Annotated in this window: 12 protein-coding genes; 9 read left to right on the top strand and 3 right to left on the bottom strand. The window is 65.1% G+C overall.

Features of this window, described 5'->3' with window-relative positions:
• Positions 1-9: 9 nt before the first annotated feature.
• Positions 10-411: a hypothetical protein gene (locus J2R76_RS12000; RefSeq protein WP_225646077.1), complete on the bottom strand. Its 402-nt coding sequence runs from the start codon at positions 409-411 to the stop codon at positions 10-12.
• A 117-nt stretch (positions 412-528) separates the two neighbouring features.
• Here J2R76_RS12000 and J2R76_RS11995 point away from each other — a divergent pair, with 117 nt between their 5' ends.
• A complete protein-coding gene (locus J2R76_RS11995) occupies positions 529-1821 on the top strand; it encodes a c-type cytochrome (RefSeq protein WP_057017129.1) in 1293 nt (430 codons plus the stop codon).
• Between the two features lie 64 nt (positions 1822-1885).
• On the opposite strand, the gene J2R76_RS11990 is transcribed toward J2R76_RS11995, so the two are convergent.
• Together J2R76_RS11990 and J2R76_RS11985 are read right to left on the bottom strand one after the other, a co-directional pair.
• Positions 1886-2167, bottom strand: coding sequence for a hypothetical protein (locus J2R76_RS11990; RefSeq protein ID WP_057017130.1), 282 nt, complete (start codon positions 2165-2167; stop codon positions 1886-1888).
• A 16-nt stretch (positions 2168-2183) separates the two neighbouring features.
• Positions 2184-4154: a 4Fe-4S binding protein gene (locus J2R76_RS11985; protein ID WP_253626000.1), complete on the bottom strand. Its 1971-nt coding sequence runs from the start codon at positions 4152-4154 to the stop codon at positions 2184-2186.
• A gap of 152 nt (positions 4155-4306) precedes the next feature.
• Between J2R76_RS11985 and J2R76_RS11980 the strand changes: the two genes are divergently transcribed.
• From J2R76_RS11980 to J2R76_RS11945, 8 genes are all read left to right on the top strand, one after another.
• On the top strand, positions 4307-5062 hold the full coding sequence (locus J2R76_RS11980; RefSeq protein ID WP_229189510.1) for a biotin/lipoate--protein ligase family protein: 756 nt from the start codon (positions 4307-4309) through the stop codon (positions 5060-5062).
• Positions 5059-5598 carry a DUF6505 family protein gene (locus J2R76_RS11975; RefSeq protein ID WP_253623997.1) on the top strand — a complete coding sequence of 180 codons (540 nt, stop codon included), beginning with the start codon at positions 5059-5061 and terminating at the stop codon, positions 5596-5598. Before J2R76_RS11980 ends, J2R76_RS11975 begins: the two co-directional genes overlap by 4 nt.
• Positions 5595-6602, top strand: a complete 1008-nt coding sequence (locus J2R76_RS11970; RefSeq protein WP_253623996.1) for a DUF6352 family protein — start codon at positions 5595-5597, stop codon at positions 6600-6602. Before J2R76_RS11975 ends, J2R76_RS11970 begins: the two co-directional genes overlap by 4 nt.
• Entirely contained in the window at positions 6599-7114 is a 516-nt protein-coding gene (locus J2R76_RS11965) for a DUF3305 domain-containing protein (RefSeq protein ID WP_253623995.1), read from the top strand. The genes J2R76_RS11970 and J2R76_RS11965 overlap by 4 nt, the downstream gene beginning before the upstream one ends.
• Positions 7111-7728 carry a DUF3306 domain-containing protein gene (locus J2R76_RS11960; RefSeq protein ID WP_253623994.1) on the top strand — a complete coding sequence of 206 codons (618 nt, stop codon included), beginning with the start codon at positions 7111-7113 and terminating at the stop codon, positions 7726-7728. Before J2R76_RS11965 ends, J2R76_RS11960 begins: the two co-directional genes overlap by 4 nt.
• A gap of 129 nt (positions 7729-7857) precedes the next feature.
• Entirely contained in the window at positions 7858-8637 is a 780-nt protein-coding gene (locus J2R76_RS11955) for a Cro/CI family transcriptional regulator (RefSeq protein ID WP_253623993.1), read from the top strand.
• Between the two features lie 29 nt (positions 8638-8666).
• Positions 8667-8885 carry a twin-arginine translocation signal domain-containing protein gene (locus J2R76_RS11950; RefSeq protein ID WP_028345027.1) on the top strand — a complete coding sequence of 73 codons (219 nt, stop codon included), beginning with the start codon at positions 8667-8669 and terminating at the stop codon, positions 8883-8885.
• 2 nt (positions 8886-8887) lie between these two features.
• The gene (locus tag J2R76_RS11945; RefSeq protein ID WP_253623992.1) at positions 8888-11830 is read left to right on the top strand and encodes a formate dehydrogenase subunit alpha; all 2943 of its coding nucleotides are present in this window, start codon (positions 8888-8890) and stop codon (positions 11828-11830) included.
• Positions 11831-11841 lie beyond the last annotated feature (11 nt).

Below are 11841 nucleotides of genomic sequence, written 5' to 3'. Positions count from 1 at the left end.
CGCTGTGTTTCAAAAACTCATGAAGATCGGGTTGATCTCAGCGGGATCGCCGACATGTTCTGGGAATTGAAACGGCGCACCGTGGCGATCGACTATCAGAATTGCCAGTAGCAGCGCCAACACCGCAGCGATGTAGATGAGCAGTGGCGACGCGTCCCGGCTGGTGGGATTGCGATCCCGCGGCGGCAACACGCGAGAATGCCAAATGCGCGAGATGAACTGCAGATATGCTTTCGGATGTATTTGCATGTTCGACCTCGATTGTGAGGCGCCTTTACCAAGACTGCGACCGCGTGGGCCGCTCTTCAAGGCGCCGCTTGTCGCACCCCAAACCGAATACGAGCTCCCTTGTTGATTACTGGTGAAATGGGCACGTTGTTGCCAAGGGCCAAGCCCGTCGCCCATGGACACGCCAGATTTCCAGAATGATCGCCGGCGGGGCCGATGGACGCCAGGGGAGCACTTTGGCCGGGCAGCAAAAACGGGCAGAATGGCTTGGGGGCTGCGCTGCGAGTGTCTCCGACGGCCATGGATTTGATTTTGCGTCTCGCCACGTTCCTTGTAACAGCATCGCTGCTTCTTGCGCTGCAACCCGCGCAAGCGCAATTGGCCGGACACGGCGGACCTGTCCGCGCGATCGCCGTTTCAGGCGATGGCAGGACGATTCTGTCGGGCAGCTTCGACACTGCGGCAATCCGATGGTCGCTGGCAACCGAGTCCGCGGATCAGGTCCTTCGCTTCCATTCGGGTGCGGTGAACGCGGTCGCCTTCCTCGGCGATGGAAGAATGGCAACGGCGGGTGCGGATGGCCGGATTGCCATCTGGACGTCGGGCCGGCCGCAGCCGGACCGGGTTTTCGCGGACCATACGGGACCCATCGTCGGGCTCGCCGTTTCGCCCGATGCATCCAAGCTCGCATCCGCCTCGTGGGACCATACCGTGCGGCTCTCGTCGTTGTCCGACGGGGGCTCGCGCGTGCTGCAAGGTCACTCGCAAAACGTGAATGGCGTGGCCTTTGCCCCCGACGGACAGTCGCTGGTGAGCGTGGGCTACGATCTGACGGTGCGGATCTGGCGCCTGCCGGACGGCAGCGCCGAGGTCGTCACGGTGCCGTTGCCGCTGAATGCCGTGGCCATCTCGCCTGACGGCGAAATCGTCACCGGCGCAGCGGACGGCAAGCTGCGCATGATGACGGCCGACGGCAAGGCAAGCGGCGAGGTCACGGCCGGCGCCACTCCAATCGTCGCCTTGGCAGTCTCGCATGACGGCGCCTTGATCGCCGCAGCGGCAATTGACGGCACGGTGGCGATCGTCGATCGCAAGGCGCGCAGCGTGCTGCGCACGCTCGCCGGGCTGGGCGGGCCGGTTTGGTCGGTGGCATTCCTGCCCGATGGCGTGACGCTCCTGACCGGCGGCGCCGACGGCAAGATCAGGCGCTGGAATGCACTGACTGGCGCGGCGGCCGGATCGAACGTGGTGGGCACGCCGAGGGACCCGCTCGCCGCCTATGCCGACGACCACGGTGCCGAAATCTTCAGGGCCTGCGTCGCCTGCCACACATTGTCGGAGACGGAGGTGCAGCGCGCCGGTCCCACCCTTGCCGGACTGTTCGGTCGGAGGATCGCCTCGCTGCCGGGCTATCGCTTCTCCGACGCACTCAAGACGATGGACATCGTCTGGACGCCGGAGACCGTCTCAAAATTGTTCGAGATCGGGCCGAACGCCTATACGCCCGGCACGAAGATGCCGGAGCAGCAGATCGGCTCGGCCGAAGATCGCCGCGCGCTCACGGACTTCCTGGCGCGTGCGACGTCGAAATAGCCCGAGTTGGCGCTAGCCGCCTTGCGCATACTCAAGCGAAGGCGTCAAGCCGCGATATGAGACTTTAATACCCCGGCCATTGCTCCACCGGAATTTTCGTCAGCTCAGGGTTCTCCTTGAGCATGCGGGCGATACTAATGCTGGGATGTTCCTTGAGCGCCGCCACGACGCACTGGTTGACGTATTTGCGGCGGGACAGCCACTTGATCTTCTTGCCCTTCGCCTCGGCCTTGCAGGCGACGACCGCCTGCTTGAGTGCAACCTTTTCCGCTTTGGTAAGGGCGGCGGCCTCGACGGCTGTGCCGCCAAGGACCGTGGTGACAAGGCACGTCGACAGAACCTTCATGAATCGAGGCATGCGGCTAGTCCTTGTTCTCGCGTTGACGCAGGTAGTCATCCGTCGTTCGTGGCGGCGCGCGTTCCGGCACGTCCTGGATCGGATCGAACTGCTGTTCGCTCATGACAATGACCCGGCAATCGGCGCACATCCGCAAGGCCTCGGTCCGACGGTCCCCGGCAGGGTACATCCAATGCCGTCCCTCGAGTTTGGTCGCGATCCGATCGATCGTGCTCTTGACGCCGAACGGTGTGCCACAGCGAATACACAGGGCAGGTTCTTCTTCCTTGATCACCCGCGCCGGCGCGCGTCTTGCCCGGAAATCGATCTGCGGGGTGAGCCTGATGACTTTTTCAGGACAGGTGCTCTGACACAAACCGCACTGCACGCAGGCGTCCTCTACGAATTTGAGGACAGGGCGGTCGGGATCGGCGCGGAGCGCGCCGGTTGGGCAGGCCGAAACACAGGACAGGCACAGCGTGCAACCGGCGACGTCGACGGTGATCGCACCGATAGGTGCACCCTCAGGCAAGGCGATCACGTCAACCGGCTTGGGGGCGAGGCGATGCAGTTCGCTCAAGCCGAAGCGAAGCAGATCGCCGCGTTTGCCGACCGTCAGGAAAGTCGCGGGATTTTCGAGGCCGGCGAGGGGGCCAATCCCCGTCAGTTGCTCGGCCAGAGTGTCGGGATCGTCGGTTTCGATCGTGCTCACGCGGCGGCCGTCAAATCCGAGTCCGGCGAGAATGGTCTCGGCCATCCGGATCGTCAGCAACGATCCGGTCACGTCGTGTCGTGGCTTGGCGCGCAGCAGGAGCCGCACGGCAGCCGCGCCATAGGCGAAGGCGCCGATGATGGCTTCCAGGCCGACCTGCGTCAGCTCGTTGACGGCGAGGGGAAGCACAATGGCCGGCAATCCGTCGCCATGGCGGGCGAGCGCATCGATCAGCGGCGTGCCGTGCTGGCTGTCATGCAGCAGCAGGACCGGATGTGTGCCGCCGGCCTCGCGATAGGCGCGCAACATGGCGCGGAGGATCTGCAACTGGGTATCGGCGGGTGGCAGCGCGTAGGATGCCGCTCCGGTGGGGCAGGCGGCCGCACATTGCCCGCAGCCTGCGCACACCTCCGCGTTGACTGCGACATGGTCGCCGTCCGGCGTGATCGCGCCGGTCGGGCACAAATCGAGGCAGCGATGGCATCCGATCAGCTTCGAGCGGGAATGCGCGCAGAGGCTGGGTGTGAAGTCGACATATCTCGGCTTGTCGAAGCTTCCGACGAGATCGCGGGCGGCGAGCACCGCACGCAGCATGGCCGCGGGATCTCTCGGATCCGCGCGGAGATAGCCGTCTCGCAGATCGTGTGCGGGAAACAGAGGCGGCTCACCGGAGAGGTCGAGCACGAGATCGCAGCGCGAGATCGCGCCGTTGCGCGGGGCTTCGAACTCGAAGCGGGCGCGTGAGGACGGGCGTGGCTGCGCGTAGTCGTCGATCGCGAGCTCGAAGCCGCCAAAGTGCCCCCGCGCACTGCGGATCGTGCCCTGCACGATCGGGAACACGGCCGCGGCAGGCGGCACGACGTCCGCCGGCTTCCTGAGCATGACCGTGACGTCGAGATGGTCCGCCAGCAGCTGGCCAGCCTCGATCGCGGTCTCGTCGCGCCCATAGATCAGGATGATGCCATCGCTCGACAATGTGACCAGCGGATAGTCCGGCGCGGGAACCGCCGCCGCTGCAAGCAGCGCCGCCATCTTCGGGCCCGCCTTCGCGCCGTCGCGCGACCAGCCCGCCGTCTCGCGGATGTTGACGAAGCTGATCGGGCCGGCGCGTTCGCCCATCTCATTGGTGAACTGGCCGGCCTGCTGCGTGCAGGCGACGGTCAGCGGGCCGTCGGCTTTCGCGGCGTTGCGGAAATCTTCGAGGTCGGCGCCGCAGAGATGACGATGGCTCCTGATCTCGCAGTTGGGACATCCACGCTGGATCGCGGCCACGTCAAGGCGCATCGTGTCTTCACACGAGCAGATCAGGACGGTCTTCGCTGGCTGCTCCAGGTCGATCCCTCCGCGGGTGCGGCGCCGTCTTGCGGACTCGCGCCATTCCTTCACCTCGTATAGATATTCACTATCGGAAGGAAAAGGAAAGTGGAGGACGGCCCTTGCGGTCGACCCCGACCAGCCGCGTCTCCGTGACGGAAGCGATCCATCTGCCGCCGCCATTCACGCTCGTCCGGTTGCGTGAGAGCGGAGACGCCTTTGCTCACGCTTGCCGCATTGCACCCAAAAGCGGTGCCGGCACGCTGGTGTATGTCGGGCGGTTCGATCTTGCCGAATTCGCCGTGGTGCTCGAGCCGGGCGAGCCCTTGGCCACCGCACGGCGCGCCTTCTATGCCGGCATGGTCGCGCTCACCGACGCCCTGCGCGCCTATGCGCCGCCGCACAAGACGGTCGCGATCGGCTGGCCCGACACCGTCGCGATCGACGGTGGGCTGGTCGGCGGCGGACGGATGGGATGGCCGACGTCAGCGCGCGAGGACGAGCCGCCTGCCTGGCTGGTGTTCGGCGCCATGATCCGGACGGTCGCGATGGCCGATCAGGGACCGGGCGTCCATCCGCTCGCGTCCGCGCTGGATGAGGAGGGGTTTGGCGAAGCGGGAGCCGTGCAGGTGACCGAGAGCTTTGCGCGGCACCTGATGCGGGCGATCGATAGCTGGCAGACCGACGGCTTTGGCAGCCTCGCGCGCGACTATCTCAGCCGGATCCCCCGCGAGCGGCGAACCGTGCTGCGGATCGATGACGGCGGCGATCTCCTCACGCGCCGCGTCGGTGCCGACAGGATTGAACGCAGCGTACTCGTCAAGGCACTCGGAACGCCGTCCTGGTTCGATCCGAAGCTCGGAGGGCCGCGGCTATGAAACTGCTCCGCAGCATCGCGCTCGATCCCTCCGACACCTTCGTATTCGATGTGGCGGCCGAGCCGGGCGAATGGGCCGTCTCCGGTGCCTTCCGCTTCTGCGATCAGGATCCGATGAAGCTGACCGGCAAGGCCCGCGTCGCGTTCCGCAGTGGCTTCCTTGGGGTGCAGTCCTGGGGCTGGTCGACGCTGGTGCAGATTGTGCCTGCGACCGAGAATGATTGCAGCGCGCTGATCGACCGCCTCGCCAGGCAGCTCGTCGATCGCTTCGGTGCGCCGGATCTGGCGACCGCGCGGACGGCGGCGGAAGAGGAGGTCGCCTTCGCGCAGTCGCTCTGCAACCATCCGGTCAGCTCGCTCATTGCCGTTCACCGTTCGGTGAGCGACGGCGAAGTCCGGGAGTCGTTCCGCAGGCTGCAACTGCGCCAGGGTCAGGGACACAGCAAGGCGTTCTCGTTCATGGAAGTCGAAGACGATGTCGAGCCTGACGGTGATCTCAGGCTTGCCGATATGAGTGGGGAGTCGCGGCACCGATGAATGATTTCTGGATCGCGTGCGGCCACCATCTGCTCGATCGCGACGGGAGCGGGGGGCTTTGCGTCACCGACGAGTTCCTGAAGGCCTATTTTGCTCGTCCGGAGCTGGTTCCGCCGGACGAAGCATGCCCGGTCGAGCGGCGGCTGCACCGCGCGCTGCTCGCGGCTCCCCGCAGGCCGGTCGGCGCCGAAGAGATTGACGCGATCGTCGATGCGGATGCCCGGGAGAACTGGCGGCTCGTGCTTGCCTTCCGCGATCTCCTCCTGCGGCATCCGACGCTGGAGCAGGCCTATCTTGCAACCGTCCGGTCCGGGACGAGCGATTTGCCGCCGCTGTTCGTCAATCAGCTCGTGCACGTGATCCTGCGCAATGCGCTCGATGGCTGCGATGATCCGTTCGTGCTGCGCGCAGCCGAACTGTTCTTCCGCCCGCAGCGCATCCTGCCGCAGGAGCAGGCCCTGCTGCTCGGCGATGAAGAGGTCGTCGGGGGACAGAGTCCGACCCCGGTGCTCTCGCTGATGTCGATGCTGGGGGCGGTGACCGATGCCGAGCTCGACGTCTTGCGTGAGGACAATGCCGACGACTACTGGCGCCGGAGCGATCAATTCGACATGGCATTCGACCTCACCGCAGGCGGCCGCGGGCCGGCAGCGCTGGCGCAGGCGATGGTGCGCTGGATCTCCCATCTGCTCGGGATCGACGTCAGCATTGAGCCGCTGCGCGAGCTGCGTGATGCACGTCTCACCTGGTATGTCGGGCTCGACGCCGACGCGACCAGACTCGGCGACCGTCTCTGGCATGGCGAGCAGCTCGACGACCGCAGCGCCGGACGCGTGCTCTCCTTGTTCCGCCTGACGTTTGCGGACACGAGCGCGGCCGCAGACGAGATGCGGGGCGAGCCGGTTTATCTCATTCTGTCGATGAACGCCGATCAGAAGCTGCGGATGAAGCCGCAGAATTTGCTGACGGGGCTGCCGGTCAAACATCTGGAGATGGCGACATGAGTCCGGCCGCGCTGCCGCTTGTGCGCGTTCCCGTCGGCGTCGTGGTGGAGCGGCACCAGGCGGATTCGCCGTGGACCGACTTTGTCTGGCGCGCGGTCGCCGTGCTGCCCGACGAGCCGGACACCAAACCCTGGACGGTGCTTCGCGACGAGAATGGGACGACGCTGTTTTATGCCGGCAGCGCCATGGTCGATCTCTATGGTTCCGAGACGGCGCGCTATCGCGACAATCTCGCCTCGGGCAGTCCGGCCATCTGGACCGTCTTGTCGCCGGCCGAAGGCGCCTGGCCCTACTCGGTGGCTGCCGCGACCGCCGATCCTTCGGAGGGCGAGGCGTTCACGGAGGCCGGTGCGAATCTGGTCGAGGCTGTCCACATGCCGGAGATGCTGCGTGAGCAGATTGAAAGCTTCGTGGCCGAGCACCACGTCGAACGTGAGTTCTTCAAGCGCAAGCGACGGCAGGCCGATCCGGAGGCGCTCGCGCGCCGGCAGCATGAAGGCGGACACGAATGAGTGAGGACAAGTTCCTGACACGCTGGTCCCGTCGCAAGCAGGAGGCAAAGGCGAATGCCACGCCACCGGATCCGGCAATGCGCGACGACATGCAGTCGCCGCCGCCAGCCGTCAAAGACGACGACGCGGAGTTCGACGTTGCGAGCCTGCCTTCGATTGACACGATTACCTCGGCGACCGACATCACCGCGTTCCTGCGCAAGGGAATCCCGCAGGAGCTGACGCGTGCGGCGCTTCGTCGCGCCTGGAGCGCCGATCCCGCCATCCGCGACTTTGTCGGGCTTGCAGAGAACGCCTGGGACTTCAACGACCCGACTGCGATGCCGGGTTTTGGCCCGCTGGATTGCTCCGAGGCTGAGCTCACCGCGCTCATCGACAGGATCGTCGGCGGCCTCGGCAAGTTGGCCGAGGCGCCGCCTGAGCGTTCGGTTGAAGTTGCGGATTCTTCGCAGGAATTGCGCGAGGTCGAGTTGCCGGGCATCGCCGCCGAAGAAGCCGCGACCACGGGATCCGCACCTGATCCTGCTGCAACGCAACGAACGCTCGCCGAAAGCTCCGATGGCGAACAGGTGCCGGTTGAGCGCCGCACGCACGGCAGTGCGCTGCCCCGCTAGGGACCGCGACGAAAGGCCATAGCCTCAGACTATGCGAGCTGATTGACCCCCCGTTGGGCCGGGACTAGGCTTCGCTAGCGCTTTGTAAGAAAAGCAAAATCAGCACCCGGGACTTGGATGGAGGTCCACGTGCGCGATGCTGGCCTTGAGCGAGCCATTGACGCTGCCGGCGGCGTTGCAGAGCTTGCGCGCAAAATCGGCATCAGCCAGCCCTCTGTTTCGAACTGGAACAAGGTGCCCGCGCAACGGGTGATCGCCGTCGAAGCCGCCACAGGCATCTCGCGCGATAATTTGCGGCCTGATCTGTACAGCGAGCCGCTTCACGCCGAAGCGCCGATCGATTCTGTCGATGTCGCGCGCGCGCAGGAATATCTGCTGCTCGCGACGCTGTTGTCCGCCGCACCATCGAAGAAACTGCTCGATCAACTGGCTGCGTTGACCGCCGATGCCACGCCGCTTGGGCGCGCGCATGCCGCGCTGGCCGAATCCGCCGCCAATGCAGTCGCGGCGACGGTCGAACGCGAATATTTCGATCTGTTCACAGGTCTCGGCCGCGGCGAACTCTTGCCCTACGCCTCCTACTATCTGACCGGCTTTCTCAACGAGCGGCCGCTGTCGAGGCTGCGCGCCGACCTCGCTGCGTCCGGGATCGAGCGCATAGCGAACAATTCCGAGCCGGAAGATCACGCGGCTATCCTGTGCGAGATCATGGCAGGTTTCGCGGGAGGGCGTTTCCCGGCGCCGTTCGACACGCAGCGTGCCTTCTTCGGCAAACACGTCGCGCCCTGGATGGGGCGGCTGTTCGTCGACATCGAGCGCGCGGAGAGCGCCGTCTTCTATCGTGCGGTCGGTGCGCTTGGTCGCGCCTTTGTCGAGATCGAGACAGAAGCATTCACGTTCGCGAACTGACCTGCATCCGCAGGTCCAGGAGAGATGCGATGAGTGAAGACAGGACAACCACAGTCGGGCGCCGCGATTTCCTGCGCAAGGTCGGCGTCGGCACGGTGGGCGCCGGCGCGACCCTCGCAACGCCGCTGGTCGGGGCTGCGCAGGCTGACAGCGAAACCAACGATGAGAAGCGCAAGGCGCGCTACAAGGAAACCGATCACGTCAAGGCGTTCTACCGCGTCAATCGTTATCCGGCCAAGGGAGGTTGACCGTGCTGATCAAGCGAACAAACCAGCGTTCCCTGCGCCAAGGCTCCGCCGCCAGCTCCCTTGCAGATCAGGCCGGTGGCCTCGACCGCCGCAGCTTCCTGCGCAAATCCGGTCTTGCCGGCGGCGCGCTTGCCGCATTCGGCACCTTGCCGCTCGGCAGCGTGCGCAAGGCGGAAGCCGCGGCGGCCGGTCCGCTCACGGCGGGAGCGACCGTGCGCAAGAGCATCTGCACGCATTGCTCGGTTGGGTGCACGGTGACGGCCGAGGTCTTGAACGGGGTATGGATCGGCCAGGAGCCGAGCTGGGATTCTCCGATCAATCGCGGCTCGCATTGCGCCAAGGGCGCCTCCGTGCGTGAGCTCGTGCACAGCGAGCGGCGGCTGCGCTATCCGATGAAGCTGGTGGGCGGGCAGTGGACCCGCGTCTCCTGGGACACCGCGATCAATGAGATCGGCGACAAGATTCAGGCGGTCCGTGAGAAGTCGGGTCCCGATTCCGTCTATTGGCTCGGCTCGGCCAAGATGACCAACGAAGGCGCCTACCTGTTCCGCAAGCTCGGTGCGTTCTGGGGCACCAACAATACCGATCACCAGGCCCGCATCTGCCATTCAACCACCGTCACCGGCGTCGCCAACACCTGGGGCTACGGCGCGATGACCAACAGCTACAATGACATCCGCAATGCGAAGACGCAGGTCATCCTGGGCGGCAATCCGGCCGAGGCGCATCCCGTCTCGCTGCAGCATCTGCTCGAGGGCAAGGAGCTGCAAAGGGCCAACTTCATCGTCATCGACCCGCGGCTGACGCGCACCGCCGCGCACGCGACCGAATATGTGCGGATGCGGCCGGGTACCGACATTCCGGTGCTCTACGGCATGATGTGGCACATCCTGCAGAACGGCTGGGAGGACAAGGAGTTCATCCGGCAGCGCGTCTACGGTTTCGACGACCTCAAGAAGGAGGTCGAGAAATGGCCTCCTGAGGAAGTCGAGCGCGTCACCGGCATTCCCGGCGAGCAGCTCAAGCGCGTCGCCAAGATGTTCGCCACCGAGAAGCCGGCAACGCTGATCTGGGCCATGGGCCAGACGCAGAAGACCGTCGGCACCGCCAATGTGCGGGCGAGCTGCATCGCGCTGCTGATGACCGGCAATGTCGGCAAGGCCGGCGCCGGCGCCAACATCTTCCGAGGCCACGACAACGTGCAGGGCGCGACCGATGTCGGGCTCGATATCGTCACGCTGCCGTTCTACTACGGCCTTGCCGAAGGCGCCTGGAAGCACTGGTCGCGGGTCTGGGAGGTCGACTATGACTTCCTGAAGGCGCGGTTCGATTCCAAGCAGATCATGGAAACCCCCGGCATTCCGCTGACCCGCTGGTTCGAGGCGGTGACGTTGCCGAAGGAGCAGGTTGCGCAGAAGGACAACGTGAAGGCGGTGTTCGTGCAGGGACACGCCTCCAACAGCATCACCCGTATCCCTGAATCCCTCAACGGCCTGAAGGCGCTCGAGCTGCTCGTCATCGCCGATCCGCATCCGACGACCTGGGCCTCGCTCGCGGTCGAGGCGGGACGCACGGAAGGCGTCTACATTCTCCCGGTCGCCACCCAGTTCGAGTGCAAGGGGTCGCGCGTCGCTTCCAACCGCTCGCTGCAATGGGGCGAGCAGATCGTGAAGCCGATCTTCGAGTCGAAGGACGATCTCGAAATCATCTATCTGATGGCGAAGAAGCTCGGCTTCGCCGATCAGATGTTCAAGAAGATCAAGGTCGAGAACAACCTGCCCGAGGCCGAGGACGTGCTGCGCGAGATGAACCGCGGTAGCTGGTCGACCGGCTATTGCGGACAATCGCCCGAGCGCCTCAAGGCGCACATGAAGAACCAGGCGAAGTTCGACATGCTGACGATGCGGGCGCCAAAGGATGATCCCGAGGTTGGCGGCGACTATTACGGGCTGCCTTGGCCGTGCTGGGGATCACCCGAGGTCAGGCACCCCGGCACGCCACTGCTCTACAACACCAATCTGCACGTGATGGACGGCGGCGGCACGTTCCGGCCGCGGTTCGGCGTCGAGCGTGAGGAGAAGCTGCCGGACGGCACGACGCGGAAGGTAAGCCTGCTCGCGGACGGCTCGTATTCGTTGGGGTCGGGAATCCAGGATGGCTATCCGGAATTCACGCTGGCGAGCCTGAAGAAGCTCGGCTGGGACAGCGAGCTCACCGAAGCGGAAATGGCCGTGATCAACAAGATCAATCCGGCCAATCCGGACACGGTGTCGTGGTCGCTCGATCTGTCGGGCGGCATTCAGCGCGTCGCGCTGGCGCACGGCTGCGTACCCTACGGCAACGGCAAGGCGCGCATGAATGCCTTCGGCTTGCCGGATCCGATCCCGGTTCACCGCGAGCCGATCTATACGCCACGCGTCGATCTCGTCGCCAAATACCCGACGCTGCCCGACGCCAAGCAGTTCCGGATGCCCAATATCGGATTCTCGGTGCAGAAGGCCGCGGTGGAGAAGGGCATTGCAAAGCAGTTTCCGCTCATCCTGTCGTCCGGCCGTCTGGTCGAATATGAGGGCGGCGGCGAGGAGACGCGCACGAACCCGTGGCTCGCCGAGTTGCAGCAGGACATGTTCATCGAGATCAATCCTGCCGATGCCGCCGACCGCGGTGTCAAGGACGGCGGCTGGGTCTGGGTCACCGGCGCCGAGAACAATTCCAGAGCAAGGATGAAGGCGCTCGTCACCGAGCGGGTCGGCAAGGGCGTTGCATGGATGCCCTTCCATTTCGGCGGCTGGCTTGCGGGCAAGGATCTTCGCGGCAACTACCCGAAGGGCACCGATCCGATCGTGCTCGGCGAAAGCGCGAACACGATAACCACCTACGGATACGATCCCGCGACGGGCATGCAGGAGCCCAAGGTCACTCTCTGCCAGATCGCGGCGGCATAAGGGAGCAACGA

The sequence above is a fragment of the Bradyrhizobium sp. USDA 4532 genome, assembly GCF_024171315.1.
Taxonomy (GTDB): domain Bacteria; phylum Pseudomonadota; class Alphaproteobacteria; order Rhizobiales; family Xanthobacteraceae; genus Bradyrhizobium; species Bradyrhizobium australafricanum.
This window is presented reverse-complemented; position numbering and strand designations above follow the sequence as displayed.